The 26,036-nt window shown below is 54.7% G+C and carries 24 protein-coding genes; 17 read left to right on the top strand and 7 right to left on the bottom strand.

The features are described 5' to 3' along the window. Positions 1 to 2: 2 nt before the first annotated feature. The 12 genes from Azoinq_RS08630 to Azoinq_RS08575 are packed head-to-tail and all read left to right on the top strand — an operon-like array spanning position 3 to position 12,987. Entirely contained in the window at positions 3 to 1,319 is a 1,317-nt protein-coding gene (locus tag Azoinq_RS08630) for a nucleotide sugar dehydrogenase (RefSeq protein ID WP_269751293.1), read from the top strand. An 18-nt stretch (positions 1,320 to 1,337) separates the two neighbouring features. Further along, complete coding sequence (gene galE / locus Azoinq_RS08625) at positions 1,338 to 2,366, top strand: UDP-glucose 4-epimerase GalE (protein WP_216129984.1); 1,029 nt, start codon at positions 1,338 to 1,340, stop codon at positions 2,364 to 2,366. 54 nt (positions 2,367 to 2,420) lie between these two features. Then, positions 2,421 to 3,200 (top strand): ABC transporter permease, encoded by a 780-nt coding sequence (locus Azoinq_RS08620; protein ID WP_216129986.1) that lies wholly within the window; start codon positions 2,421 to 2,423, stop codon positions 3,198 to 3,200. A 16-nt stretch (positions 3,201 to 3,216) separates the two neighbouring features. After that, positions 3,217 to 3,924, top strand: coding sequence for an ABC transporter ATP-binding protein (locus Azoinq_RS08615; RefSeq protein ID WP_216129988.1), 708 nt, complete (start codon positions 3,217 to 3,219; stop codon positions 3,922 to 3,924). Positions 3,925 to 3,945: 21 nt separating this feature from the next. After that, positions 3,946 to 5,106, top strand: coding sequence for a glycosyltransferase family 9 protein (locus Azoinq_RS08610; RefSeq protein ID WP_216129990.1), 1,161 nt, complete (start codon positions 3,946 to 3,948; stop codon positions 5,104 to 5,106). 56 nt (positions 5,107 to 5,162) lie between these two features. Then, positions 5,163 to 6,482, top strand: coding sequence for a glycosyltransferase family 9 protein (locus Azoinq_RS08605; protein WP_216129992.1), 1,320 nt, complete (start codon positions 5,163 to 5,165; stop codon positions 6,480 to 6,482). Then, positions 6,479 to 7,246 (top strand): class I SAM-dependent methyltransferase, encoded by a 768-nt coding sequence (locus Azoinq_RS08600; protein WP_216129994.1) that lies wholly within the window; start codon positions 6,479 to 6,481, stop codon positions 7,244 to 7,246. The genes Azoinq_RS08605 and Azoinq_RS08600 overlap by 4 nt, the downstream gene beginning before the upstream one ends. A gap of 12 nt (positions 7,247 to 7,258) precedes the next feature. Beyond that, positions 7,259 to 8,251 carry an ADP-glyceromanno-heptose 6-epimerase gene (rfaD, locus tag Azoinq_RS08595; protein WP_216129996.1) on the top strand — a complete coding sequence of 331 codons (993 nt, stop codon included), beginning with the start codon at positions 7,259 to 7,261 and terminating at the stop codon, positions 8,249 to 8,251. Positions 8,252 to 8,253: 2 nt separating this feature from the next. Then, positions 8,254 to 8,835: a D-sedoheptulose 7-phosphate isomerase gene (gene gmhA, locus Azoinq_RS08590; protein ID WP_216129998.1), complete on the top strand. Its 582-nt coding sequence runs from the start codon at positions 8,254 to 8,256 to the stop codon at positions 8,833 to 8,835. A gap of 9 nt (positions 8,836 to 8,844) precedes the next feature. Next, complete coding sequence (locus Azoinq_RS08585) at positions 8,845 to 10,950, top strand: acyltransferase family protein (protein WP_216130000.1); 2,106 nt, start codon at positions 8,845 to 8,847, stop codon at positions 10,948 to 10,950. A 56-nt stretch (positions 10,951 to 11,006) separates the two neighbouring features. After that, positions 11,007 to 11,987, top strand: coding sequence for a glycosyltransferase family 9 protein (locus Azoinq_RS08580; protein WP_216130002.1), 981 nt, complete (start codon positions 11,007 to 11,009; stop codon positions 11,985 to 11,987). Then, positions 11,974 to 12,987, top strand: coding sequence for a hypothetical protein (locus Azoinq_RS08575; RefSeq protein ID WP_216130005.1), 1,014 nt, complete (start codon positions 11,974 to 11,976; stop codon positions 12,985 to 12,987). Before Azoinq_RS08580 ends, Azoinq_RS08575 begins: the two co-directional genes overlap by 14 nt. A gap of 4 nt (positions 12,988 to 12,991) precedes the next feature. Here Azoinq_RS08575 and Azoinq_RS08570 read toward each other — a convergent pair whose 3' ends face one another. Next, on the bottom strand, positions 12,992 to 14,152 hold the full coding sequence (locus Azoinq_RS08570) for an acyltransferase family protein (protein WP_216130007.1): 1,161 nt from the start codon (positions 14,150 to 14,152) through the stop codon (positions 12,992 to 12,994). Between the two features lie 87 nt (positions 14,153 to 14,239). Here Azoinq_RS08570 and Azoinq_RS08565 point away from each other — a divergent pair, with 87 nt between their 5' ends. Genes Azoinq_RS08565 through Azoinq_RS08545 form a run of 5 tightly spaced genes read left to right on the top strand, consistent with a single transcriptional unit; the run spans position 14,240 to position 19,391 of the window. Then, a complete protein-coding gene (locus tag Azoinq_RS08565) occupies positions 14,240 to 15,277 on the top strand; it encodes a glycosyltransferase family 2 protein (RefSeq protein WP_216130009.1) in 1,038 nt (345 codons plus the stop codon). Positions 15,278 to 15,309: 32 nt separating this feature from the next. Next, complete coding sequence (locus tag Azoinq_RS08560; RefSeq protein ID WP_216130011.1) at positions 15,310 to 16,470, top strand: DegT/DnrJ/EryC1/StrS family aminotransferase; 1,161 nt, start codon at positions 15,310 to 15,312, stop codon at positions 16,468 to 16,470. After that, positions 16,467 to 17,063, top strand: coding sequence for a sugar transferase (locus Azoinq_RS08555; protein WP_216130013.1), 597 nt, complete (start codon positions 16,467 to 16,469; stop codon positions 17,061 to 17,063). The genes Azoinq_RS08560 and Azoinq_RS08555 overlap by 4 nt, the downstream gene beginning before the upstream one ends. Then, a complete protein-coding gene (locus Azoinq_RS08550) occupies positions 17,060 to 18,958 on the top strand; it encodes a polysaccharide biosynthesis protein (RefSeq protein WP_216130015.1) in 1,899 nt (632 codons plus the stop codon). Before Azoinq_RS08555 ends, Azoinq_RS08550 begins: the two co-directional genes overlap by 4 nt. A 31-nt stretch (positions 18,959 to 18,989) precedes the next feature. Next, on the top strand, positions 18,990 to 19,391 hold the full coding sequence (locus Azoinq_RS08545) for a divergent PAP2 family protein (RefSeq protein ID WP_216130017.1): 402 nt from the start codon (positions 18,990 to 18,992) through the stop codon (positions 19,389 to 19,391). On the opposite strand, the gene Azoinq_RS08540 is transcribed toward Azoinq_RS08545, so the two are convergent. From Azoinq_RS08540 to Azoinq_RS08515, 6 genes are read right to left on the bottom strand one after another with little or no spacing between them, the layout of a single operon-like run. Further along, positions 19,388 to 20,473, bottom strand: a complete 1,086-nt coding sequence (locus Azoinq_RS08540; RefSeq protein ID WP_216130019.1) for a glycosyltransferase family 9 protein — start codon at positions 20,471 to 20,473, stop codon at positions 19,388 to 19,390. The genes Azoinq_RS08545 and Azoinq_RS08540 overlap by 4 nt on opposite strands. Continuing rightward, a complete protein-coding gene (locus Azoinq_RS08535) occupies positions 20,466 to 21,827 on the bottom strand; it encodes an O-antigen ligase family protein (RefSeq protein ID WP_216130021.1) in 1,362 nt (453 codons plus the stop codon). The genes Azoinq_RS08540 and Azoinq_RS08535 overlap by 8 nt, the downstream gene beginning before the upstream one ends. Before the next feature lie 14 nt (positions 21,828 to 21,841). Beyond that, on the bottom strand, positions 21,842 to 22,993 hold the full coding sequence (locus tag Azoinq_RS08530; protein ID WP_216130023.1) for a glycosyltransferase family 4 protein: 1,152 nt from the start codon (positions 22,991 to 22,993) through the stop codon (positions 21,842 to 21,844). A gap of 29 nt (positions 22,994 to 23,022) precedes the next feature. Next, entirely contained in the window at positions 23,023 to 24,201 is a 1,179-nt protein-coding gene (locus tag Azoinq_RS08525) for a glycosyltransferase (protein WP_216130025.1), read from the bottom strand. Position 24,202: 1 nt separating this feature from the next. Then, complete coding sequence (locus tag Azoinq_RS08520; protein WP_216130026.1) at positions 24,203 to 25,213, bottom strand: glycosyltransferase family 2 protein; 1,011 nt, start codon at positions 25,211 to 25,213, stop codon at positions 24,203 to 24,205. Positions 25,214 to 25,220: 7 nt separating this feature from the next. Then, positions 25,221 to 26,033 (bottom strand): polysaccharide deacetylase family protein, encoded by an 813-nt coding sequence (locus tag Azoinq_RS08515; protein WP_216130028.1) that lies wholly within the window; start codon positions 26,031 to 26,033, stop codon positions 25,221 to 25,223. Positions 26,034 to 26,036 lie beyond the last annotated feature (3 nt).

Below are 26,036 nucleotides of genomic sequence, written 5' to 3'. Positions count from 1 at the left end.
AAATGGCAAACGTTCCTGTGCTCACCCCGGATTCCGTTGTCGGCGTCGTCGGCCTCGGCTACGTGGGGCTGCCCCTGGCGGTGGCTTTCGGGCGGCAATTCCGCACCGTGGGGTTCGACCTCTCCCAGGCCAAGGTGAAGGCCTATCGGGAAGGGTACGACCCCACCGGGGAAGTTTCCCGGGAAGACCTGGCCGCCGCCAATCGCCTGGAATGCACCAATGACCCGGCCCGGCTGGCGGAGGCGGATTTCATCGTGGTGGCCGTGCCCACTCCGGTGGATGAAGCCCATCAGCCGGACTTCTCCCCCCTGGTGGGCGCCTCCACCGTAGTAGGTCAAACCCTCAAAACCGGCGCCGTGGTGGTGTATGAATCCACGGTTTACCCGGGAGCCACGGAAGAAATCTGCATTCCGGTGCTGGAACAGCATTCGGGCAAGCGCTGGGGCCAGGACTTTTTCGTGGGCTATTCCCCGGAACGGATCAACCCGGGGGACAAGGAACACACCCTGACCCGCATCGTCAAAGTGGTGTCCGGAGATAGCCCCGCCACCCTGGAAGCGGTGGCCGCCCTCTATGGCGCCGTGGTCACCGCCGGGGTGCACAAGGCCTCCAGCATCAAGGTGGCGGAAGCCGCCAAGGTCATTGAAAACACCCAGCGGGACTTGAACATCGCCCTGATGAACGAGCTTTCCCTGATTTTCGACCGTCTGGGCATCGACACCACGGAGGTCCTGGAAGCCGCCGGCACCAAGTGGAATTTCCTCAAATTCCGGCCCGGTCTGGTGGGGGGCCACTGCATTGGCGTGGACCCCTACTATCTGACCCACAAGGCGGACATGCTGGGCTATAACCCCCAGGTGATCCTGGCCGGGCGCCGCATCAATGACGGCATGGGCAAGTTCATCGCGGAAAAGACGGTGAAACTGATGATCCAGGCCGGCCATAACGTCAAAGGCAGCACGGTGAACGTGCTCGGCCTCACCTTCAAGGAAAACTGCCCGGACCTGCGCAATTCCCGGGTGCCGGACATCATCCGGGAACTGGAAAGCTACGGCATCCGGGTTAAGGTCCATGACCCCCTGGCCGACAGCAGTGAAGCCCAGCGGGAATACGGGATCAGCCTGACCCCCTGGGAACAACTGGACCCCGCCGCCGCCGTGGTCCTGGCCGTAGCCCACCGCCCCTACCAGGAACGGCCCATGGCCGAACTGCTAAGCAAGCTGGCCCCCCAAGGCGTGTTCACCGACGTTAAAGCCTGCCTGGATGCCCCTGCCCAGGCCGCCATCCGCCACCAAGGCGGCACCTTCTGGCGGCTCTGATTGCCGGAAAAGAACGCCATGCGCATTCTCATCACCGGCGGTGCCGGCTATATCGGTTCCCATACCTGCGTGGAGTTGCTCCAGGCCGGGCATGAGGTGGTGGCCTTCGACAACCTGTGCAACGCCAGCCCGGTGGCCATGGAACGCATTGCCCAGATCACCGGCAAAGCCCCCACCTTCATTCAGGGAGATGTGCGGGATAAAGGGGCCCTGGCCCAGGTCTTTGCCCAGCAATCCATCGACGCGGTAATCCATTTCGCCGGGCTGAAAGCCGTGGGGGAATCGGTTGCCAAGCCCCTGGCTTACTACGACAACAATGTGGTGGGCACCCTGCGCTTACTGGAAGCCATGGGGGAAGCAGGGGTCAAAACCTTGGTCTTCAGTTCCTCCGCCACAGTGTACGGCGATCCCCGGGAAGTCCCCGTGCGGGAAGATGCCCCCCTTTTTGCTACCAGCCCCTACGGCCGCAGCAAGCTCATCATTGAAGACATCCTGCGGGATTTACACCGGTCCGACCCAAGCTGGAACCTGGCTCTGCTCCGCTATTTCAACCCCGTGGGGGCCCATGAAAGCGGCCTGATCGGCGAAAACCCCAACGGCATTCCCAATAACCTGATGCCCTACATCAGCCAGGTAGCCATTGGCCTGCGCCCGGAGCTTTCCGTTTTCGGCAACGACTACCCCACTCCGGACGGCACGGGAGTGCGGGACTATATCCATGTGGTGGATTTGGCGAAGGGCCATTCCGCCGCCTTACAAGCCCTACGACCCCGGAGCCCGGAACAAAAGGGACAGCTTCTCACAGTAAATCTGGGCACAGGTGAGGGCCACTCGGTCCTGGAAATCATCCGCGCCTTTGAAAAAGCCACCGGTCGCCCTATCCCTTACCGCATTACTCCCCGGCGTCCCGGTGACGTCGCCATCTACTACGCCGATCCCACCCTGGCTAAAAGCCTGCTGGGCTGGCAGGCGGAGCTGGGACTGGAGCAGATGTGCCGGGACGCCTGGCGCTGGCAACAGAACAACCCCCAAGGCTTCGCCCTATAGCAAATCCGCCGGCCCCCTTAGGAGCCGTTCTCCCTTTCATCTACCTTCTCCGATATGAGTCCTGCACTAGAAGACATTGTCACCAGTTGCAAGCAACTATCCACGGTTTTTTATTTCGCCTGGAGCGAAACCAAGGCCCGTTACAAGCGCAGTGTCCTGGGCCCCCTGTGGCTGACCCTGGGCACCGCCATCGGCGTCGCCGGTTTGGGCGTGGTCTGGAGCATTCTGCTCAAGACGGACATGAAAACCTTTGTTCCGCCGCTCACGGTGGGTCTGATCATCTGGCAATTCATGAGTGGCTGCATCACGGAAAGCCCCATTCTTTTCGTCCGGCAGAGCGGTGTTATCCGTAACCTGCGCCTTCCCTACTTCTTCCACCCGTTACAGCTTCTGATGCGTCACCTGATCACCCTGCTGCACAACGCAATTGTGATTCTGGTGGTGTTTCTCGTGTTTCCCCCCCAGCTCAGCCCCACCATGCTGATGGCCATCCCGGGGCTCGCCCTGCTGATCCTCAACATGCTCTGGGTCATCCTGCTGATCGGCATGCTGGGAGCCCGCTTCCGGGACATTGAACCCCTGGTACAAGCTTTCATGCCCATGGTGTTCTTCGTCACCCCCGTGCTGTACCGCCCGGAAAACCTGGGGATGCGCCAATACATCATGTGGCTCAACCCTCTGGCCCATTTGATCGGCATCGTCCGTGACCCCTTGATGGGGGTAATGCCCAGCCTGCTCAATTACGGCGTTTCCGCCGTCCTGGCCCTCCTGGGATGGTCCTTGACCTTCTATTTGTTCCAATCCCGGCGTAACCGCATTCCCTATTGGGTATAAGGTCCGGAGAATCCCTATGTCCGAACTCACATTTGATAACGTCACGGTTCGCTACCCGATCTACAACAGCAAGGCCATGTCCCTGCGTAACCAATTGGTACGCATCGGTACGGGCGGAAAAATTGCCGGGGAAGCCAGCCACATCGTCACCGTCACTGCCCTGGAAGAGGTTAGCTTCTCCTTGAGGAACGGCGATTCCGTCGGTCTCATCGGTCACAACGGCGCAGGGAAAAGCACCCTGCTGCGCACCATGGCCGGTATTTACGAGCCCAATTCCGGCCAAGTTATCCGCAAAGGCAGTGTGGCAACCGTCTTTGAAATTGGGGCCGGCATGGACCCGGAATTGACCGGCTACGAAAACATCATCCGCATGGGGATGTTGATGGGTATGAGCCTGCGTCAGGCCCAATCCATCACCGCCGACGTGGAAGAATTCACCGAGCTGGGGGATTTTCTCAACCTGCCCGTGCGGACCTATTCCTCCGGGATGACCATGCGCCTCATGTTTGCCGTCGCCACCTCGATCAAGCCTTCCATCCTGCTGGTGGATGAAATGTTTGGCACCGGAGATGCCTCATTTCAGGCCAAAGCCAAGGAGCGGATGCAGAAGCTAATCAATGATGCAGACATTTTTGTATTTGCTTCGCATGATATGTCTCTTATAAAATCCCTTTGCAAAAAAGTATTTACCATAAAACACGGCAAGGTTTACCCTACCCCATAAATCGACATAACCAACCGCCACATGGATTTCAAAAAACTAAAATATCTATTACGTTTTGCTTACAACAAAATAGGCCTAAACACCGCAAAGGACGGCACTTTCGTTTTTTCGGTGCACAAAGCACTGCGTCAGATCTTCTTCCTGATCCGTAATCCCCATTCTCTTTTTTTCAGAAAGAAGCAGTCCAATATCGCCATCATCGTACGCGGCGGCATTGGTGACCATATCATTGCCAGCCGCTGCATACGGGACTTATTCGCTCTTATTGGGCCACAAAAATTCGACTTATATTGTGGCAGGGTTTTTTGCGGCAAATGGATTTTTGGCGAAAACCCGCTCGTCACCGGAATATTCGATGAACGACAAATCAAAAGCACCGCCCTCGCCTACGATATAACGGTTGATATCAGCCAATTTGCCCGCGTGTACTTGCGCAACCCAACAACTGCACCCGAACAGTGGAAGAATCTCTACAGGATTTCAGAAAAGCACTACGCTGATTTCAAGCTAGAAATTGACAATTTCCCATTTCTTGATAGCCACGAAGCGGAAAAATTACTCATCCATGGCATCAAGCGCTACAACTCCCCACACTACTTTCTTGGCCTTCCCTATGGGGGGCACCGGCATGAAATACCTTCGACTCCTTCTAATTATTTTACGGAATCGAATTTCCCCTACATCACCATCCATAATGGCTTCGATAAAACCCTAGCCACACCCACCGCCTCTTCCACAAAAACATATCCTTATTATGAGCAGGTGGTACATCTGTTAAAGGCCAACCATCCAGACATAAAAATTGTCCAACTAGGCGTTAGTGAAAGCAGCACCCCGATTGCTGGCGTTGATTACTCTCTTCTGGACAAAACCACCCTAAACGAAAGCGCCCACATAATTAGTAACGCCTTACTTCATATAGACAACGAAGGCGGTTTAGTACATATTGCTTCGTGTTTTGAAAAAACAAGTTGCGTGGCGTTTGGCCCAACTTCCTACGGCTTTTTTTCTTACCCAGAAAACATCAACATCCGCCCCGAATTTTGCGGCAATTGTTGGTGGTACACCACCGACTGGGTTACTAAATGCCCGAGGGGCTTCTCTTCACCAAAATGTCTAGAAAGCATTCCCCCACGAATAATTTTCGAAGGTATTAGCAAATACCTTAAATCGATACAGTAGCCTTAAGAAAAAATAGAATTTCACCCCCCCTGCATACTTGAGACGATCAATCAAAAATGAAAAGCCCCTTCAATCCAGACGTGGTGAATATGCAGCGCAAGCGCATGATCTCTTACGACATATTCGACAAGGGGTCTTTCCTAAAAAAGCGACTATATCTAATCCGTCGCCAGCACAAGCAAACAGGGCAACCCGTTCTAATATGCCTAGCCCGCATGGCATGTAATAGCCTAATAAGCCGTTTTCTAGGGGTAATCGTTCCATTTTTCGCTTTATTCAAAATAATCAGCACAAGTGCCACCCCTCAGGCAACTTCTACTGTAGCAATACGGCTATCCGGTGGCGTTGGCGACGTTGTCAACGCCAGATTTGTTATTGATAACCTAATACGGCGATTAAATCTTAACGACACAAAAATAGATGTTTTTTATAAAAATACCGCCATTTGCGCGGCCGCGTTTAATACGGCCCCATGGATAAATAAGACATTCAATGAGGCTAGGTTCTCGTCTTTAAAGAACAATTACGAGCTGGTTATAGATTTGACAGATTATCTGTCTTATGAAATAACGCTGCCCCACTCTCTTATTATTCGAGATAACCCAGAATTGCAAAAAGCAATTCGGCACAACAAAGCAGAGATCAAAAAATTTGATTTCGAAATTCGCCACCACCCTTATTTGGATAACTCTCTTGCCGTCCAGGCGGAGAAGAAGGCGCTTAATCGTCTGTCCCTACCCCTGGCTTTTGCTCATCCCCAGGGGGCAAAATTTGAAATAAGCTCACCGCAGTTGTTTCTGACAGATAAAGAGCAATCCATACTTATAAGAGATCGGTTTTCTCTGACAGGAAAGCGGTATATCACCATCCACGATGGTCACGATAGTTGCTTTGGGACCCACACAAGCCAATCAACCAAACAGTGGAGTCCAGAAAATTGGCAAACGTTAGTTCGGTATATATCACAATTCTTTCCCGACATATTAATCGTACAACTAGGCACGAAGGACTCTCATCCTATTTCGGGCGTTTCTCTAAATCTTGCTGGACAGACAACCATTGCAGAAGCTTTCGCCGTGCTAAAGAATAGTATGCTTCATATTGACGGTGACTCTGGTATGGTAAGGGCCGCTTGGATTATGGGCACCCAGTCAGTGGTAATGTTCGGCCCGACCTCCGCTAATTATTATGGACTTCCTGGCAACATTAACATTCAGAGTGAATCCTGCCATTCCTGCTGGTGGCTAGATGACAACTGGATGAACCAATGCCCCAGGAAAGCAAAAACACCGCAGTGCATGCAAGAGATTGAACCAAAATTTGTATTTGAACAAATCTCAAAAATCCTTTCTATTAAAAATAGGAAACAACAATGAAACTTTACGTCGGCAGTCGCGATTACAAGCCGGAAGGCTTTCTATCTGTAGATATTGACCCGCAGTGGAATCCCGATATTGTGGGGGACATCACCCACCTGGACAACATTCAGGATGAATCAGTTGACGAAATTATTGCTTCCCATGTTCTAGAGCATTTGGCATGGCCTGATAGTTTCGTTGCCCTTTGTGAATTCCAGCGGATTCTCAAACCTGAGGGCGTTTTACAAATTGCCATTCCCGACGCTGGGCTTCTTGCCGAGTTGATTAGCTCCAAAAAATCTTCCTGGCACTCTATGGGCTTACTCTTTGGCGTTGGGCGCATTTTTAATAAATTTGAAGCTCATCAGTTCTCCTACACGCTAGGAATGATGACTGATTTGCTGAACCTGCTGGGTTTTTCAGAATTTGAGCATTGGAATTCTGATGTATCTGACGCATCCAATGGATGGCAGCCCATTATTGATGGCGCGCGAATCGCCATCTCTCTCAATATAAAGAGTAAGAAAGTTCGCGCACCGCTAGTCTCCCCTGCTGAGCTGAAGATTCAATTTCGCAACTCCATGCTTAGTGCAGTAGAGGAAATAATTCAACGGGCTGCACAGAATTCTGACATTCAGGAAGAAGGGAATAGTTCTCGCATTCTCTTTCAGTCCTTGCATTTTCAACTCATTGATGCTCGGCAACGTATTAAATATTTAGAACAACAAAAATCATCCAGTTTGGCATTGTTTTATCAAGCCCTTAAAAAGCTCTTTTCTTGATTTAAATATTTTATGTCTATTATCGTCACCGGCGCGGCCGGCTTCATTGGCTCCAATCTGGTCAAAGCCCTCAATGAGCGGGGCATCACCGACATTATTGCGGTGGACAATCTGACCAAGGCGGACAAGTTCAAGAACCTGGTGGATTGTCACATTGCGGACTACCTGGACAAGAACGACTTCCTGGAACGGCTCATGAGCGGCCAGTTCGATGGGGACGTGGACGCCATTCTCCACGAAGGGGCCTGCTCCGACACCATGGAAACGGATGGCCGTTACATGATGGAGAACAATTACCGCTACTCCCTGGCCCTTCTGGACTGGTGCCAGGATCAGGAGGTCCAGTTTCTCTACGCCTCCAGTGCCGCTACCTACGGGGGCAGCAACGTGTTCAAGGAAGAGCGGCAATACGAAGCGCCCTTGAATGTGTACGGCTACTCCAAGTTCCTCTTCGACCAGATCGTGCGCAAGCGTCTGCCCGAAGCCTCTTCCCAGATCGCCGGTTTCCGCTATTTCAACGTATACGGCCCCCGGGAAAGCCACAAGGGGCGCATGGCCTCCGTGGCCTTCCACCACTTCAACCAGTACCAGGCCGAAGGCAAGGTTAAGCTGTTTGAAGGCTGTGACGGCTACGATAACGGGGAACAGCAGCGGGACTTCGTCTATGTGGGAGATGTGGCCAAGGTCAATCTCTTTTTCCTGGACCACCCGGAAAAGTCCGGCATCTTCAACCTGGGTACGGGCCGGGCCCAGAGTTTTAACGATGTGGCGGAAGCCACGGTGAATAGCTGTCGCGCCCTGGAAGGCAAGCCGGCCCTGGGCCTGGAGCAATTGCGGGAACAGGGCCTGGTGGAATACATCCCCTTCCCGGAAGCCTTGAAGGGCAAATACCAGAGCTTCACCCAGGCCGACCTGACCAAACTACGGGCCGCCGGCTACGACGCCCCCTTCCATACTGTCGCCCAGGGCGTGGGCGAATATGTGCAATTTTTGAATAGGCGCTGAACATGGCCGTACCGGAACAACCGCAGCTATTTGCTGCCGCCCTGGAAGAACATCAACAAGCCTTTGCCGCCCTAGGTGACCTACAGACCCCAATCAACGCCGTGGGGGACCTCTGCGCAAAAGCCCTGGCCGAAGGCAAAAAAATAATGCTTTGCGGTAACGGTGGATCGGCAGCCGACGCCCAGCACATAGCCGCCGAATTGACGGGCCGTTTTATTAATGACCGCCGCCCCTTGGCTGGCTTGGCCCTGACCACGGATACCTCGGCCCTTACCTGTATTGCCAACGACTATGCCTTCGATCAGGTCTTCTCCCGGCAGGTGGAAGGCTTGGGCTGCCCGGGGGATGTGCTCATCGGTATATCCACCTCTGGAAACTCTGAGAACGTGATCAAGGCAGTAGAAGCAGCCAAGGCAAAAGGTATTCAAACCGTGGGCTTGTTGGGAAAAGATGGAGGCGCCCTGAGGGGCCTCGTGGACATCCCCCTAATCGCCCCATCCCGTACCACGGCGCGTATACAGGAAATGCATATTTTTATTGGGCATGTCCTATGCCTGCTCATTGAAAGTACTCTGGTTCTTTAAGAAGCGGCAATGCCAAAAAAACCACCGCCTTCTTCCGGTCACATTTTTCACCCGGCTTACCGTAGGGACATTGATGGGCTCCGTGCCATCGCCGTCCTCTCCGTAGTCATATTCCACGCCCTACCAAACGTCATTCCGGGCGGGTTTATTGGCGTCGACATTTTTTTCGTAATCTCCGGCTATTTAATCAGCACCATTATTCTTCGTAGTATCAAGCACAGCAAATTCAGCATTCTCGAATTTTACAAAAAGCGGATACTGCGGATATTTCCCGCCCTAGCCTTAGTGCTGACTTTTTCTATAGCGCTGGGATGGATCACCTTTACAGCCACCGAGTTTTCTGATTTAGGCGGAAATATTTTTGCGGGTGCCAGTTTCTTTTCCAATATCCACCTCCTCGGAACCGATGGTTATTTTCATGTTAATTCCGAATTTCTCCCCCTTATGCACTTATGGAGTCTGGGGGTAGAAGAACAATACTATGTGGTTTGGCCCATATTGCTTTGGGTACTCTGGCGCACCCGCCTTAACACCCTTACGTTCATGATACTGGCCATTTTGGCCTCTTTTTTATTCTCGATCCACACCATAAAAATCAATACAAATCTTGATTTTTATTCCCCCCTATCTCGCTTTTGGGAATTAGCCTCCGGCGGTTGTCTAGCTTACATTCACACCAACAGAAAAAAAACATTCTTCAAATTTATTTCTTCCGCCAACACTGGCCTCAACCGGCTAATATTTGCACGCAACCCGGTGGGCGCCCCCAACTTTAACCTAATTCAAAGTGGTACAGGTTTTTTGGGGGCGGGGTTATATATTTATGCTGCCAGTCACCTAAATAGCTTTACGCCGTTCCCCGGCGCCTACGCGTTGTACCCTGTAGCTGCCGGCGTTCTCATTATTGCAGCCGGTGAGCGTTCTCTGGTAAATAGATTGCTGTCCAACCGTATCCTGGTATGGTTTGGCTTAATCAGCTACCCCCTCTATCTATGGCATTGGCCCCTTTTATCTTTTTACACCTCACTCTACGCCCCTCACTCCGTTCCACAGGATAGAAACCTACGCATATTAATAGTTCTGTTGAGCATTTTTCTATCCTGGGCAACTTATCGGTTTGTCGAGCGGCACATCCGGAATAATCGCCATTCTTTTATAAAAGCGGCTGGCTTAAGCCTTTTTCTTTTTGTCATTGGCTACGCGGGTTATGCGATCGCTTTACACGGCGGCTATCCCTCCCGCCAGGTCGTAAAACGCAATCAGAGCATTTCCGACTCCATGAAGCTGGGGAATGCAGCATATCTGGCTTCTAACCAGTGCGGGCTAAGTGGGGACATGAGTTTTTGTAATTCTGATAAAGCAGGGAAGCCCAATCTGTACCTCTGGGGGGACAGCAAAGCTGACGCTCTATTTTGGGGGCTAATCCGGCTCCCCACCGTCAATGGGCACTGGGGATTGATTGGTTATTCCAGTACGCCGCCGGTGGCTTCCGGTAGTTTTTACCAGGAGTACCAACAGCAGGGGAACGGCATCCTACCGTTCCTTGAAGAACGGAAAGATATTAATGCTGTAGTCTTGGTATTCGCCTTACGATCCATATTCAAAACCAGTACATATCACTTCCAGGATGGGCCAACGCTTGAATATGAAAATAAGCATTTAGATGACGCCACGAAAGCATTAACAGAAACCATTTCCCGACTTCAACGTTCCGGAAAAGCCGTTATTTTTGTCATTGATAACCCAACACCAAAATATGACCCCAAATTATGCTTTCGCGCTTATAGACGTACCGGAATAACCGCGTTGGACAGGCATAATTTGAAGCAGGAAGAAATATGGTGTCAAACGCCGATTGAGGAAAATCAGCAAGTGCAAAGCGTTTATTTGCAGCTCATTGCTTCCATAAAGAAGGCATTACCCCGGACCACTGTCTACGACCCCACCCATCTGCTCTGTTCGGAACAGACCCACTCCTGCCCAACAGCCGTTAACGGGAAATTTCTATATAGCTATGGTGACCACATTTCCGACTATTCGAATATTCTGATCGCTAGGGAGTTGATGCCCTTGGTTACCAAGGCCATAGCCAATAGGGATGTTCAGCAAAAATGACTCGGTGTTTGATCGTTCAGCCATGGGGAATGGGAGACATGGTCATGGCCTCGGCAATGGATACTGCCATTCCGCGTCTTTACCCTGACGGGGCGACCATTGATTTTTTTTGCGGGAATGCTGGGGCAGCAGAATTTTTATCCCTGCTGCGCCCCCAATCCACCGTCATTACCTTTGACCACAAACGGAAATCTCCTGGCTATATTTTCAAATTCTTTCTCAACTTAAGGCGCTATAAATATAAATCCGCCTATTTAGGGGTGGGGATCAGCCCACTCTACCCTCTTTTGCTCTCCCTACTGGCAGGCATTCCAGACGTGCATTGGGAGGGAATAAATCCCATCCTAGCCATGCTGGGGGTGAAATGTCATGTGCCCCGGCCGGGCCACCGGGTTCAACGCAACCTCGGATTGGTGGGAATCCAAGAAAACATCTCTCCCGAATCCTGGCCTATTCCCCGCATTCCTCGGGGTTACTTGCCTTCTTTCCCGGATAGCGATGGGTTAACAGCATGGCTGGGGAATAGCCCCCTATTGATTATCCATCCCGGCTCCAGCGCCCAACAAAGCGCCACTAAACGCCCTGATCCGTTAGTGCTTAAATCTGTAGAGGAAGGGGTAAGCCATTGGAGTGGCGCCTGGAAAATTATTAGAGTATTTGGTCCAGACGAGGTGAATTTGATCCCCCTATTTCCAGAAACCCCAAGTGCCCGCAACTTAAAAATAGAAGGGGTTGGAGAAATATTAGCCGTACTTGCCCGGGGCAATGCCCTCATTGCAGGGGATAGTGGTTATGGTCACCTAGCAACAGCCGTTGATTTGCCGGTAATCACCTTGGCTGGGCCTACGGACGTCAATAGCACTAAGCCTTGGACTTCCAGGGGATTTGTGCTGCGCAGCCGAGACCATTTAGATTGCATGCCCTGCTACGAAACCCCCAATTTTTATTCCTGTCCCTACGAAAATCGGTGTATGCGTAGTATTTCGGCAAGCGATATTATTCTCACATTAAAGCAACTGACCCATGACGCGAATTAGTTTCATAGAGTTAAAAACCGCCATTTCTGCGAATCTGCCGAATCGGTTAATCGTTTTATTCTCTATTTTATTCACCGCCATATACATAAAAGTAGCCGGCATCAACACCGCCGCCACAGTTTCTGCTCTGGCAACGTTCGATGCCGACCCCCCGTTCAAATTTAGATTTATCCTACCTTTGCTTTTACGAGGAGTTTTTTCGTTACAGCAACTTGACGCAAAAAACTTTCATTTTCTGTTCGCCGTCCCTCTCGTGATGGCGATTTTTATACAGCAGGAAAAATTCGTCAAAAAAATTCTACCCTCGACCCATGCAGTCGTAGGGCATCGTGAAATTACCTGCTTGGTGCTATTTCTGGTACTACTTTCCCACTATTGTCTTCCCCGTTCCCTAAACGTGTATTACCTGTACGACCTTCCTTCAATTTTGTTTTATTTTTACGCATTTAACACATTGACGGAAGAGAAGCGTATTCCGCTCTACGCCCCTCTTATCATATTGATTGGTTTTCTGAGTCGGGAAACCTTGGTAATTGCTCTATTACATGCATTCGCCTACAACTATTTTTATCGCAAGCAAGCCCTATTAAATAAGCGGGTTGCCATTATGGCTGGCATAGTTGCAACTTTTATCGTTTGCCGTTTATTAATTAACCACTGGTTAGGCTCCGGAGTTAACGATAATGCCTCTGTCAGCTACGAAGGGCAGGCGCGTTTTTTATATAATCTTATTTCTCTAAAACACGACGCCAACTACCGTGTTCAGGCCCTGCTTATTGGCTGCGGCGCGATTTTTTGGCTGCCCTTCGTGTTTCGTGCGCTTCCCTCTTCCTTAAAATGGCTATGTATCGCCACCATTCCCGCGTTGGGAATTTTATTGTGGACTGGAAACTTCGTAGAGTTGCGAATTTATAACGAGCTAGTTCCTTTATTTGCAGCGCTGTTCCAGTTTTTCATTTTTACCACGTACCAAAAAAACTCATCAATATATAAAAACTGATTCGTCACTTATCCGCCACAAGAGCCGGAAGATGCCTAGACAGGTAACTTTCGGCTATTTTTCTGCCCTTTTCTCGAAGGGGCGTTTCTACAAACCGATAGCTTATTTCGGACAAAACAAAAACCAAGGGTATCGCAGTTACCAAAAATCGTAGCGTATAGCGGCCATCAGCCTCAACCCCCGGGGGAAGCAGATGTGACCAGAGTTCCCGCGTAGCAAAAAAAACATTCATATGCACCAAGTAAATTGAATAGGAACGCCCCCCCACATAGACCAACACCTTTTTCAATACACCCAAAGGAAATAGGTAAGATTTATTATAAGACGCAATCCAAACCAAAATTGCCGATAACAGGGCCACCGCGCCCGTCGAAAAAGGCACAACCTTACCCGCAGAATATATTGCAATCAAAATTAATATGGCAGGAAGAATCACCCAACGCAGGGGGGAGTTATCCAAGAATGTCGGCTCCCATATTTTCCTAATATTCTGGTTATGCAAACTATAGGCAATTAACACCCCAAACAACAGCGCATCGCTCCGCAAGGCCCAGGCCAAGGACCATACCGCCCGAGGAGCAAATAATTGCAAGGCGATCAAAAGAATCAGAATTGGAGCCAGCAAACGCTTTCGCCCCCCCATCAGAGCAAAAAGTATTACCGGGAATAGCAAATAGAATTGTTCCTCCAGAGATAGGCTCCAGTAGGGCACGTAAGCTAGCGATCCCCTGTCAACGAAGCCATTCTCCCCCAGATATGCATGAACATTTTGCGTCCCCGTCAAAATTGATGCCACCGTCGTAATATTTGGAGCAACCTTTCCCCACAGCTCTTGCCCAAAAAGGATGCTGCCAATTAATGGAATAAGCATCCACAGGCTGGCAATAGGCCATATTCGCCATGCTCGCCGAATCCAAAAGGCTCCCATTTGGCACATAAATACAATCGGCGTTTCTGCTCTTTGCCAATTCTTTAGTAGCCCTCTACCAATCACAAAACCAGAAATAACCAGGAATAAATCAACGCCGCCCCAAAATGTAATGTAGTTATCTAGGTACGCCCATTTCCCACCGGGCAGCAACCAAACCCTATGGTGGAACAGAACAAACAGAATTGCGAACCCCCGCAAAACTTCTATATCAAGATTTTTATTTGATGTATTCATACAGTTCAAATCAGATCAGCGCCCCCTCGAGAGCCTTGTAAATAGTAGAATATGGCGTCAATCTACCGCTGATTACCTCTCCCCCGCATGCCTCTACCCTTTGTGTCCGTCATCATCCCCGCCCGGAATGAGTCCCGGTTTATTGAAGCATGTCTAGGTTCCATTCTGGATAACGACTATCCCCGGGAAAAACTGGAAATTCTGGTGGTAGATGGGCAAAGCGAGGACGATACCCGGTCCCGGGTAAGCAAGGCAAGCGAAGCCACCCCCCTCATCCGCCTGTTGGATAACCCCCACCGCACCGTGCCCTACGCCATGAATATCGGCATTCGGGCCGCGAAAGGGGAGGTCATTATCCGCATGGATGCCCATGCCCACTATGATCGGCACTACATCCCCCTATTGGTGGAGTGGCTGGAGAAATTACAGGCGGATAACGTGGGGGGGGTATGGATCACCCATCCCGGGGCCCATACCCGGGAGGCCCAGGCCGTAGCCGCCGTCCTTTCTCATCCCTTTGGCATTGGCAATGCCCACTACCGGCTGGGTATTGATGCCCCCATGGAAGTGGACACGGTGCCTTTCGGCTGTTACCGGCGGGAAGTTTTCGAACGCATTGGCCTTTACGACGAGCGCTTTACCCGCAATCAGGACGATGAGTTGAATGCCCGCCTCAAGCGGCATGGGGGAAAAATCTATCTGATTCCCGGCATTCGCATCGACTACTACGCTAGAGAGCGTATGGGGAAAATGGCCACCATGCTCTACCAGTACGGCTATTTCAAGCCCCTGGTGGGCCTGGTGGTTGGCAAACCGGCGACGCTTCGGCAGTTCGCTCCGCCCCTGTTTGTGATGGCCTTGCTCGGTCTGCCCCTGGCCGGACTGGTCTGGGCACCGCTTTGGTATCTCTGGGGGGCCATGGTAGTGGCCCACAGTGCCTTGAACCTGCGCTATTCCCTCAAGCTAGCCAGGGAAAGGGGGTTATCCTTGGTGCCCTGGCTGTTTCGCGGTTTTCTCACCGCCCATCTGGCCTATGGCTGGGGCTACCTGCGCGGTATTGTGGATTTTGCCATTCGGCGCAAGCACCGCCAGGCCGGGGCGGTTAACATTGGGCTTTCCCGCTAGTTTCGCCTTCGGGCGGTTGATTGAATTTTCCTATGACGACTCCTGCTTTTCTCCCCTTCGCCGTACCGGATATCGGGGACGAAGAAATCAATGAAGTGGTGGATTCCCTACGCTCTGGCTGGATTACCACCGGGCCTAAGACCAAGCGTTTCGAAACTGATTTCGCCGCCTATCTGGGTGGCAATGTGGAGGCAATTGCGGTCAACTCGGCAACCGCTGGGCTGCATCTAGCATTGGAAGCCCTGGGGATCGGCCCAGGGGACGAGGTTATTACCGTCTCCCACACCTTTACCGCCACAGCGGAGGTAATCCGCTACATGGGGGCCCATCCCCGGTTTGTGGATATTGATCCGGCCACCTATTGCCTGGACCCCCGGTTATTGGAAGCGGCCATCACCCCGGCCACCAAGGCCATTATTCCGGTCCATTACGCCGGTCGCAGCACCCACATGGGCCCTATTCTGGAAATTGCCCGCAAGCACGGGCTGAAAGTGGTGGAAGACGCCGCACACGCCCTGCCCACCACCTGTGGTGGGCAATTGATTGGCACCCTGGGCAGTGACGCCACGGTATTCAGCTTTTATGCCACCAAAACCCTGGCCACCGGGGAGGGGGGCATGCTGGTCACCCGTCATCCGGAAATTGCCAAGCGGGCCCGGGTGATGCGCCTGCACGGTATCGACCGGGATGCTTTTGACCGTTACCGCTCCAGCAAACCCGCCTGGCACTATCAGGTCATCGCCCCCGGGTTCAAATACAACATGACCGACATGGCGGCCGCCCTGGGCATCCACCAATTGCGCAAGGTGGAGACCTTTCAGGCACGCCGCCAGGCCATTGCCCAGCATTACCACCAGGCCTTTGCCGACCTGCCCGTGATCCTGCCGCCGGACGCCGCCACCGGGGATCGCCACGCCTGGCACCTCTATGCCCTGTGTCTTAAGCCGGAAGCGCCCCTGGGGCGGGATGCCTTTATCCAGGGGATGGCTGACCGGTGTATCGGGTGCAGCGTCCATTACATTCCCCTGCACCAGCATCCTTACTGGCGGGACACCTACCAGCTGCGACCGGAGGATTTTCCCCACACCCAACGGCTCTATGAAGGGGAGGTCAGCCTGCCCATCTACACCCGCATGGGGGATGGGGACGTGGAACGGGTGGTGGATGCTGTCCGCAGTCTGCTGGCCCCATGAGCAAACGCCTTTTTGACCTTGTCTGCGCCGCCCTGGGGTTATTGCTGCTTAGCCCCCTGTTTCTCGTTTTGGCGCTGTGGATCAAATGGGATTCCCCCGGGCCGGTGTTTTTTCGCCAGACCCGGGTCGGACGCCAGGGCGTCCCCTTCGCCATCCATAAATTCCGCAGCATGGGACCGGACGCGGAAGCCCGGGGACTGCAAATTACCGTGGGCGCGGACCCCCGCATTACCCATAGTGGGGCCTTCATTCGGCGTTACAAGCTGGACGAATTACCCCAGCTCCTAGACGTGCTGGTCGGGACCATGAGTCTGGTAGGGCCTCGCCCCGAGGTGCCCCGTTACGTCCAATGCTATTCGGAAGAGGATCGGCGCATCGTTTTATCCGTCAGGCCCGGCATCACCGACCTTGCCTCCATTGAATTCCGAGACGAAAATGGCCTCCTTTCCGGGGCCGCCGATCCGGAAAAAGCCTATGTGGAAGACATTCTCCCCGTGAAATTGGCCCACTACCGCCGCTATGTGGCGGAGCGAAGCTTCTGGGGCGATATCGCCATCATCCTCAAAACCATCAAGCTGTGCCTTTTCCGTTGACTACCCTGGTCCCCCAACTCCTGCAGCAACTCCACGACCGTATCCTTTCCTGGCCCCGTTTCTGGAAGCGGGGCGCGGTGGTGGTGGCGGATCTCATTCTGCTCCCCCTGGCCTTCTGGAGCGCCGAGGTACTCCGCTTCGATTCATTTCATGCCGACGTGGCCGGGTACGGCATGCTGACCCTGGCCGCGCCCCTCTTCGCCGTGCCCGTATTCGTGGTTTTGGGGCTCTACCATGCGGTGGTGCGCTTCATGGGGGACAAGGCGCTACTTACCGTGGTTTCCGGAGTCACCGCCTCGGTCCTCATGCTCATGTCCCTGGCCGCCCTGACCCACACCCAGGGGCTTTCCCGTGGCGTCTTCGGCATTTACTGGTGCCTTGCCATTCTCTATGTAGGCGCCAGCCGTTTCCTGGCCCGTAGCTATTTGCTGCGCCTGGACCGGCACCGGCGGGACCGGCGCAAAGTAGCCATCTACGGAGCGGGCAATGCGGGAGCCCAACTGGCCCTGGCCTTTGCTTCTGGCAACGAATATCAGGTGATTGCCTTTTTTGACGACAAAAAGGACATTCAAGGCGCCCGAATCGCGGGGGCCAAGGTGTATAGCCCAGAGGACATCGCCAAAGTGGTGGCGGACAAGGATATTGGCCAGATTCTACTGGCCATGCCGTCTGCCCCCCGGGCCACCATCAGCACCATTCTGCAACGCCTGGAACCCCTGGGAATCACCCTGAAAACCATGCCCAGTCTGGCTGAACTAGCCAGCGGCAAGGTGGATGTGTCCATGCTGCGGGAGGTGGATATCGAAGATCTACTGGGGCGGGAACCCATCGTGCCGGACCAAGGCTTGCTGACCCGCCGGGTAACGGGCAAGTCGGTGCTGGTGACCGGGGCCGGCGGCTCCATCGGCAGCGAGCTCTGCCGCCAGATCGCCGCCCTGGCGCCCCGCCGTCTGGTGCTGTTGGAATTGAGTGAATACGCCCTCTATGCCATCGATCAGGAACTGCAAGCCTGGCGGGCCAAAACGGGCAACTCCGCCCTGGAACTGGTACCGGTGCTGGGCTCGGCCCTGGATCAGGAGCGCATGACTGACCTGCTGCGCCAGTACGAGGTGGCCACGGTCTATCACGCGGCAGCCTACAAGCATGTGCCCATCGTGGAACACAATCCGGCCGCCGGGGTGCGCAACAACGTCCAGGGCACCCTGCGTATGGCCCGGGCCGCCCAGAGCGCCAGGGTGGAAACCTTTGTGCTCATTTCTACGGACAAGGCGGTGCGCCCCACCAATGTGATGGGGGCCAGCAAGCGCCTCGCGGAACTGGTGCTTCAAGCCCTGGCGGCGGAAGGCGGCCAGACCTGTTTCACCATGGTGCGTTTCGGCAACGTCCTCGGCTCCTCCGGCTCCGTGGTGCCCCTGTTCCGGCGCCAGATCAAGGCCGGTGGCCCCATTACCCTGACCCACCCGGACATTACCCGCTTTTTCATGACCATCCCGGAAGCCGCCCAGCTGGTCATCCAAGCCAGCGCCCTGGCGGCAGGTGGCGAGGTGTTTGTGCTAGATATGGGAGACCCGGTGCGCATTCTGGATCTGGCCCGGCGCATGGTGCACCTCTCCGGTCTGGCGGTACGGGACGCCCAATGCCCGGACGGGGACATCGAAATCCGCATTACCGGCCTGCGCCCCGGGGAAAAGCTCTACGAAGAGTTGCTGATCGGCGGCGATGTACAGCCTACCCGTCATCCCCGCATCCTGCGCCTGCAAGAACACATGCTGTCCTGGCAACAACTGGTCCCCCTGCTGGAACGGGTGGACGGCGCCTGCAATGGCCACACCCCGGCCCCCCTGAAGGCAGCCCTGAAGGCGGCCGTCGAAGAATATTCCCCCCGGGACGAATAGTCCCCCGCCCCCAAAAAAGAGGAACCCTGCCGTGGCCTATGCCCTGACGCCCTTCCTTGCCTGGCTTATCGCCGGCGGCCTGAAATTCTGCATCAACAGCATCAAGTCCGGACGGCTTGCCTTCGGCCTGATCGGTTACGGCGGCCTGCCCAGCAATCACAGCGCCATCGTGAGTAGCACCGCCGCCCTCATCGCCTTCAAGGAAGGCATCCAGCACCCCGCCTTTGGCGTTGCACTGACCCTGGCCTTCATCGTCATGCTGGACGCCAACAGCCTGCGCCGTCAGGTGGGCAAACAAGCCGCCGCCATCAACCGGCTCACCCCGGAGAGCGACACCCCCCTACGGGAACGGATGGGGCACAGCCGGGTAGAAATCGGCGCGGGCATCCTGGTGGGAGTAGGGGTGGCCTGGGTGATGCAGCGCCTGTTTTAAGCCAGGCGTCCCTGCAACCGACTATAGGCCTCCAGGGCCTGGGCCACGGAAATGTCATTGACGTCCTGGCTATCCGCCTGGAGTAACTCGTAGGGTACGCCCCAGGGATGCCATTTGCGGGCATCCGAATTGCCAAAAAAGCAGACGATGGGCAGGCCCAACCCGGCCCCCAGGTGCATGGCTCCGCCATCGGAGCAGACCATGGCGCCGCAGCAGGCCAGGCCAGCAATCAATTCTTCCAAACGGGCCGTGGGACAGGGCTGCACCGGAACGTCCGACAAGGCCGCCAGTATTTCCCGGGCCTTGCCGTCATCCCCCGGATGCAAAGGGTTGTTTTCCTCCCCCGGGGACCAGAAGAGCATGAAACGCTCCCCCCGCTCCTGGTACAGAGCCCGCATCAGTGCGACGAAGCGTTCCGCCGGCCAACGCTGGGGAACCTTGCGGGCGCTGATATGGATGGCTATCGGCGGTCGGGGAAACGAGCCCCAGGCTTCGTTCAGGCGTTCCCGCTGCCGCAACAAGAGGGCTTCATCCGCATACACCCGGGCTGCGGGCATGGGCTCGGGAATGCCCAGAGGCACCAGGAGCTTTGCCAAACGTTCTACTTCGTGTTCCTGGGGATCGGGATGGTAGGGCACCGGGTCCGTGAGCCGAGCTTCCAGACGGGGATTGCTGCCGTTGGAAAACCCCAGGATACGTTTAGGGCCCATCTGTCGCGCCAGCCCCAGGGAGGAGGCAACGAAGGAACAGTTGGCCAGGATGGCCAAGTCATAGTCCAGCCAGCGTAAGCGCCCCATCAAGGCCAAACGCCGCCAATAAACCCCCAATAGAGACTCATCGGCCTGGCGATGCTTGGCCTTGGTGTAGACATGCACCGCATCCAGATCCGGATTCCCTCGCAGCACCGGCCCGTTATAGCTGTTCACTAAAGCTGCCAGATGAATGTGGGGAAAATGCTGGCGCAGGGCGCGAATCATGGGGGTGGTACACACCAGGTCCCCGATATTGTCTTTACGGATGACCAGAACTTTGGCGTGGGGCAATAAGGAGGCCATTACGCTTGCGGCAATCGGCTCACTCATGGGTGTCCTTCGCCCCTGTCACAGCCAGGGGAGCCTCCAGCCCCCAACAACACAGGGCATAGAAGAACCCATAGAGGAACATGAACTGCTCCAGCATGTGGTCCCGAATATTGCTATCCACCAGGGAACGGGAGAAATACCCGGTCACCACAAACAGCAGCATCAAGGCCGCCGGATCGGACCAGGCCACATATTTCTTCACCCCCTGTTTCATCCCTACCCCGACAAACCCCAGCCACAAAATCAGGCCAAGCCAGCCGGTGCCAATGGTCCAGTCGATAATGCCGCTATGGGAATGGGCACCCAGACGGGGATTGTCCTCAGGGTAACGCTTGGCCAGAGCGTGACCAAAAGCGGTACGGCCGTAGCCAACCCCCCAGGGGGTATCGGCGATGATTTTTACCCCTTCCTTAATCCAGGCAATGCGCAGGTAGTTAGACAGGCTGACTTCCCGACCCTCGCTATCCAAAGGCCGGGGATATTTTTGGGCATTCAGCCAAAACCGGTAGGTATCGGTCTGCCAACCGATCTGGGCTTGCTCCCACAAGGTATTCCACCGCCCATCGCTCTTGTAACCCAGGTAACCGAGAGCCGAAAGAAAGACCAGCAATCCCGCCAGTACCGCCCCCAGACGCTTCGTTCCCAGACGATGCCGTTGGGCAATCAAAACCAAAAAAGCGGCGGAAACAGTCAGGGCAAGGGCCCCGATTTCCCCATTTCTGGCGCCGATCACCCAGGAATTGAAATAGACCACCACCAACCCGAATACCACCCATTTGCGGCTCACGGGCAGCAGGCGCGGTGTGCCATTCAGACGGGCCACCACCTCAGCCGCCAGAATGGAAAAGAACAGATTATTGACGTAGCTGATCCGTTCCTTGGAACCGGTCACCCGGGAAACGGACAAGGGCGGTACGCCTTGTTGCCACCACAGCCATAGAGAATCCAGGGCGTGGGCCAGGCATTCCACCCCCAAGGCTCCGGCCACCACCAGGCAAAGGGTGCCCCGACTGAAACCTTTTTCCTTTCCCCAAAAGACCACCCCGTAGCCCAGAAACAGGCAAAGGGCGGCTTTAATCCATTGGCCCCGGATATTGGTCAAGGCCCAGTTTGTTTCCGGAGAAATGAACAGGGCTTGCAACACCAACCAGGCGGTGACGGCCAGAAACCATCCCCAGGGGGCCCCTGCTTTGATTTCTCTGAAATAGCCTAGACTAGCCTTGGCCAGGGGGAGCAATCCCAGAAGGATGAGGCCGATCAACAGGTTACGTAGTGCCACCGTATTGCCGATGGACCATACAAACAGCAGCGTTGCCAACAGTACAAACAACCAATAGCGGCGAATACCTTGCATCTGGCTGGCCCACATTATCGATACCCCAAACAAGAAAAATAAAGACGTTCCAATTGGGCCGCCTGCAAACGCCAATCGAACCGAGACACGGCCAATTCCCGAGCTTTTTCCCGCATGCCCCGGTAATCTTCCGGGTTGCGCAGGACTTTCCCCGCCGCGTCAGCCAAGGCAGCAGGATTTTCCACGTCATCCAAAAGAATGGCGCCTTCCTCACCCACGGTCTCCCGAATGCCGGCAATGGGAGCGCTAATTACCACTCCACCGCAGGACATGGCCTCCACCAGTACCATGGGATGTTGTTCCCCCGAGAAGCGGGTGGGAAATAGCAACACATCCGCCATCTGAAACACATGGGGCAGTACGCCATGGGGTAAAGCAGGGAGATCCAGCAAAATGCCCTGCTCCACAAGACGGCGCGCCCGGGCCAGGGGCTCGGCATATTCGGGGCGACGCTCCACATGGGAAGGCAGGGCCCCCGCCGCTACCCCCCGCACGTTACTATTTTCATGGGCCAGCAATTCCAGGGCTTCCAGGAAAGAGAAATACCCTTTGTTTTCTTGCTTGCGCCCGACGTAGGCAACAATCTTTTTGCCTTGGAATCCCAATAGCCCCTTATAACGGGCCACCTCTGCTTCCGAGGCCGGGGCAAAACGCTGGGTATCCGCCCCGTTATGGATGACGTGAATGCGCTCCGCAGGAAAGCCTTTTTCCTCCAAAGCCTGCTTGGTGTAATCCGAAACCGCCACATAGGCATCGGCAGCCCCCCAGCGGGGATCAAAGGTGCGCTGGGCGTGGGCGTGGATAACCACGGGAATCGCTCGTCCCAGGCGCTTTCTGAAATCATCTACCGGAAATTCCAGCTGGTGGGCATGAACCACATCCCCCCCCCATGCCGCCATAAATTTAGCCAGTCGGGCATGCAAGGGAAAGGGGTCCCAACGGGTCCACTTCTGGAACAAAAGGCGGTAGGCCCTCCCCACCTTCAGCCGCAGCACTTCCCCGTAGGCATCATTCAATTCATGCTGGGGCAGATCCGCTTCCTGACGGCATACATGGATGTTCTGAAAAAAGCTGAATCCACGGGCCAGATACTGAGCGGCAATGGCCGGAGCAAACCCCCGACGGTCGGGGATACCGCCGTGGGGGATATAGGTAACGACTTTCAAAAAAAACTCCCTGAATACCGGTTAAACGCCTACTTCAGTTGGTTGGCAAAGGCGAGAATCTGGGCCGCCCGATTTTTCCAGGACAACTGTTCTGCCCGGTCCAGTCCGGACCGGGCACGATGAGCATAACTATCCCCGTCGTCCAGCAAAGCGCAAATTCGCTCGAGCATGGCCTCCGTATCCCCAGGCGGGAAATAAACACCCGCCTCTCCCAGTACATCCCGGGTACAAGGCAGGTCAGACGCCACTACCGGGATTCCCAAGGACAGGAAATCCAGGGCTTTGACCGGACAGGTCAAATGCCGGTTGTAGTAATTATCTTCCAGAGCCACTAAACCAACGCTGGCACAGCCGGCGAGGGCCTGGAACATTGCCGCAGGAGGCAGGAAGGGATGCCAGCGCAGATTATCCGCTCCTTGTTCCGCACAGATTTTCTCGTACCGGGCCACTTCCTCCGGAGTACCGCCAAAGAACACAGCATTTATATTTTTCTGTTTCAGCCGGGTACCGTAGGCCACCAGGGCATCCACCCCCTTATAGGCGAAGAGATGGCCGATATAGGCCACGGTACGGCGTTGTCGCCATTGCTCTTCCCGCTTCCGGGAAATCAGCGACTCGGGTAAGTGCTTTGCCCCCAAAGGGGAAAAAAGGACCGGGACATGGGGCATGGCCTGGGCGAAAAGCTTGGCCTGTTCTGAAGCAATGGCCACAATGCCGCTGATCTGGGGCAAATAACGGCGTTCCAGATTGCCCCGCATCCTGTCCCCCTTGGAAACAGGGCCTTCACGCCAGCCAAGATCGTAATAAAAATAATGGGACTCATAGAGCCCGACGATCCCGGGGACTCGGGAGAGCTTGGCTAGGTAGGGGAGGAAACGGGGCTCCCGGGTAAGAATCACCAGCTTTTCATCGGCAGGCAGTGCCTTACGCAAACGCAAGGCATAGCGCTCCCCATAGCCATAGTAGGGATGATGAATCTGCCACCAGCGTCGTTTTTCGGAAAAGAGCTGCAAATGAAGCTTGGCCTGAGCCTGAACCCCGTAATATTCCTGCAAATGGGCTTCCGCCGCCCCATCCTCTGCGGCGGCAGGCATCAACAGGTGACTGTCTTGCCCCGCTGCGGCAAAAGAGGCGCCGTTGTGAACACCGATATAGGAGATTGCCGCCCGGCTCAGCCAGCCTCCGGAATGGACCCACAACACCGCCATTTCATTTCTCCCGCATGGAGCGGCAACTGGTAACAACCGCCAGACATAACTGAAGCGCACGTTTATAGGCGCGAACCTGTTCCCGCAATTTCAGATAGCCTCCGTTGTGCAGCAGAAAACCGGCAGCGCCGCTTTTCCACAAAGCGCAACGGGCCCGGGTTTTCATTTCTATCGAAGCAATCCGCTTCATCTGGTGGAAAGCCGAAAAGCAGAGATGGCAACCCAGGTTGCCAAGGATTTGCTTCACGCGTTTTTCCGTCACTTCGGATTGCATCAGTTTCAATCGCTGTATACACCCCGCCACCGCATGGACCCGCCCCAAGCGGCTTTGCTCCGTACTCTGATTGATGACCGAGTTACTCCGATGCCAATACCGATAAATCGGAGCGGGCACATGACAGGCCGACACCGCGCCCAGACAGGTCATCAGGAACCAAGCCATATCTTCAAAGACACTCAGTTCTTCAGGGAATAACCACCCTTTTGCCAACAGAACCTCTCTCTCCACCACCACCCGCCAGCAGTGGAAAGAGTGGACATGGCAGCGATGCATTAACTCCAGCAGCTCGGCGCCCTTGCCTTGGAAGCTTCTATCCAAGCCCACGACCGGAGTGGCTTCTCTGCCATCCGGGAAGAAGTTGAAAGCTTCAAATGAATAGAACTGGGCAGGGGTTGCTTGCAAGGCTGCCTGAATCGCCTCGTAATAGGAGGGAGCAACCGTATCGTCCCCATCCACAAAGGCTAGGTACGTTCCCCGGGCCTGTTGAATGGCGAAATTTCTGGCCGCAGAAACCCCTCCATTGCGGGGCAGCAAGTAGGGCCTGAGGGCTTGGTGCTCATACTGCCGCACCTGGGCAGCGGTGCCGTCCGTGGAGCCATCATCCACCACGATAATCTCCACCCCAGGCAGCCATCCCTGGAGCAGAGAATCCAGGCAACGGGGAATCCACGCTTCCACGTTATAAGCCGTCACAACAACTGACAGCCAACATTCCTTATCTTCTTGGATCACCGTCGGCTCACTTTCCCCGCAGCCCCGCGTAAAAGTGGGCCAGAGTGCCGTGGCGCCAGATAAAGACCCGATTCCCCAACCAACTGGCAGAACGGTCCTTGGCGACCACCCGCCCCAAATGCAGGGGGTCCGCCTGGGCCGTATTTACCCGCTTCTCGGTGGTATAGAGGTACTGAAATCCAGCGGCTTGGGCAACTCGCACATAGCCCTCGTCGTAGTAGCCTTGGGGCCAGCATAAGTGGGAACTGACCTGTCCTAGACGTTGGCTCAGTGTTTCCCGAGATTGGCCCAAATCCTCAGCTAGTGCCTTTTCCCGCGCCCCCCCCGCAGGCAAAGACTTATCCCAGCGGGTATGGGTATGGGTATGGGAGTGCACTTCAAACACCCCTGAGGCCACCATCTGTTCCACCTCAGACCACCGCACAATCACCTCGTCCGAGGCGCCCTGTTCAATCAGGGCCTTGCATTGGCGATGATCCGGACAGGGGGGAATAGCCCCATCCGTGCTCCAGCAGGCACGCAGAGGACCGTCCCCCACCCACCCTGTCACCAGGAACAAAACGGCTTTCTGGCCCAGAGCCTTAAGGGTGGGATAGGCATAGACCCAGTTGTCCAGATACCCATCATCGAAACTGACCACAACGCTCTTGGGCGCCAAAGGCTTGCCCGCAAGAAATGCCGCCAAGTCATGGGCACCCACCGTTGTATAGCCATGGTCATGCAGCCATTCCATATGGCTTTTAAACAAGGCGGGGGAAATCGTGACCAATCCCGGGTTGGGACTGACATGGTGATACATCAGAATAGGCACTGCCTGCATATT

Source organism: Azospira inquinata, from assembly GCF_018905915.1.
Taxonomy (GTDB): domain Bacteria; phylum Pseudomonadota; class Gammaproteobacteria; order Burkholderiales; family Rhodocyclaceae; genus Azospira; species Azospira inquinata.
This window is presented reverse-complemented; position numbering and strand designations above follow the sequence as displayed.

What these genes read in the sequence shown, in the direction of transcription:
- Azoinq_RS08630 (WP_269751293.1), top strand. Translation starts at nt 3, where the DNA reads ATGGCAAACGTTCCTGTGCTCACCCCGGATTCCGTTGTCGGCGTCGTC.
- galE (WP_216129984.1), top strand. Translation starts at nt 1,338, where the DNA reads ATGCGCATTCTCATCACCGGCGGTGCCGGCTATATCGGTTCCCATACC.
- Azoinq_RS08620 (WP_216129986.1), top strand. Translation starts at nt 2,421, where the DNA reads ATGAGTCCTGCACTAGAAGACATTGTCACCAGTTGCAAGCAACTATCC.
- Azoinq_RS08615 (WP_216129988.1), top strand. Translation starts at nt 3,217, where the DNA reads ATGTCCGAACTCACATTTGATAACGTCACGGTTCGCTACCCGATCTAC.
- Azoinq_RS08610 (WP_216129990.1), top strand. Translation starts at nt 3,946, where the DNA reads ATGGATTTCAAAAAACTAAAATATCTATTACGTTTTGCTTACAACAAA.
- Azoinq_RS08605 (WP_216129992.1), top strand. Translation starts at nt 5,163, where the DNA reads ATGAAAAGCCCCTTCAATCCAGACGTGGTGAATATGCAGCGCAAGCGC.
- Azoinq_RS08600 (WP_216129994.1), top strand. Translation starts at nt 6,479, where the DNA reads ATGAAACTTTACGTCGGCAGTCGCGATTACAAGCCGGAAGGCTTTCTA.
- rfaD (WP_216129996.1), top strand. Translation starts at nt 7,259, where the DNA reads ATGTCTATTATCGTCACCGGCGCGGCCGGCTTCATTGGCTCCAATCTG.
- gmhA (WP_216129998.1), top strand. Translation starts at nt 8,254, where the DNA reads ATGGCCGTACCGGAACAACCGCAGCTATTTGCTGCCGCCCTGGAAGAA.
- Azoinq_RS08585 (WP_216130000.1), top strand. Translation starts at nt 8,845, where the DNA reads ATGCCAAAAAAACCACCGCCTTCTTCCGGTCACATTTTTCACCCGGCT.
- Azoinq_RS08580 (WP_216130002.1), top strand. Translation starts at nt 11,007, where the DNA reads ATGGATACTGCCATTCCGCGTCTTTACCCTGACGGGGCGACCATTGAT.
- Azoinq_RS08575 (WP_216130005.1), top strand. Translation starts at nt 11,974, where the DNA reads ATGACGCGAATTAGTTTCATAGAGTTAAAAACCGCCATTTCTGCGAAT.
- Azoinq_RS08570 (WP_216130007.1), bottom strand. Translation starts at nt 14,152, where the DNA reads ATGAATACATCAAATAAAAATCTTGATATAGAAGTTTTGCGGGGGTTC.
- Azoinq_RS08565 (WP_216130009.1), top strand. Translation starts at nt 14,240, where the DNA reads ATGCCTCTACCCTTTGTGTCCGTCATCATCCCCGCCCGGAATGAGTCC.
- Azoinq_RS08560 (WP_216130011.1), top strand. Translation starts at nt 15,310, where the DNA reads ATGACGACTCCTGCTTTTCTCCCCTTCGCCGTACCGGATATCGGGGAC.
- Azoinq_RS08555 (WP_216130013.1), top strand. Translation starts at nt 16,467, where the DNA reads ATGAGCAAACGCCTTTTTGACCTTGTCTGCGCCGCCCTGGGGTTATTG.
- Azoinq_RS08540 (WP_216130019.1), bottom strand. Translation starts at nt 20,473, where the DNA reads ATGAGTGAGCCGATTGCCGCAAGCGTAATGGCCTCCTTATTGCCCCAC.
- Azoinq_RS08535 (WP_216130021.1), bottom strand. Translation starts at nt 21,827, where the DNA reads ATGCAAGGTATTCGCCGCTATTGGTTGTTTGTACTGTTGGCAACGCTG.
- Azoinq_RS08525 (WP_216130025.1), bottom strand. Translation starts at nt 24,201, where the DNA reads ATGGCGGTGTTGTGGGTCCATTCCGGAGGCTGGCTGAGCCGGGCGGCA.
- Azoinq_RS08515 (WP_216130028.1), bottom strand. Translation starts at nt 26,033, where the DNA reads ATGCAGGCAGTGCCTATTCTGATGTATCACCATGTCAGTCCCAACCCG.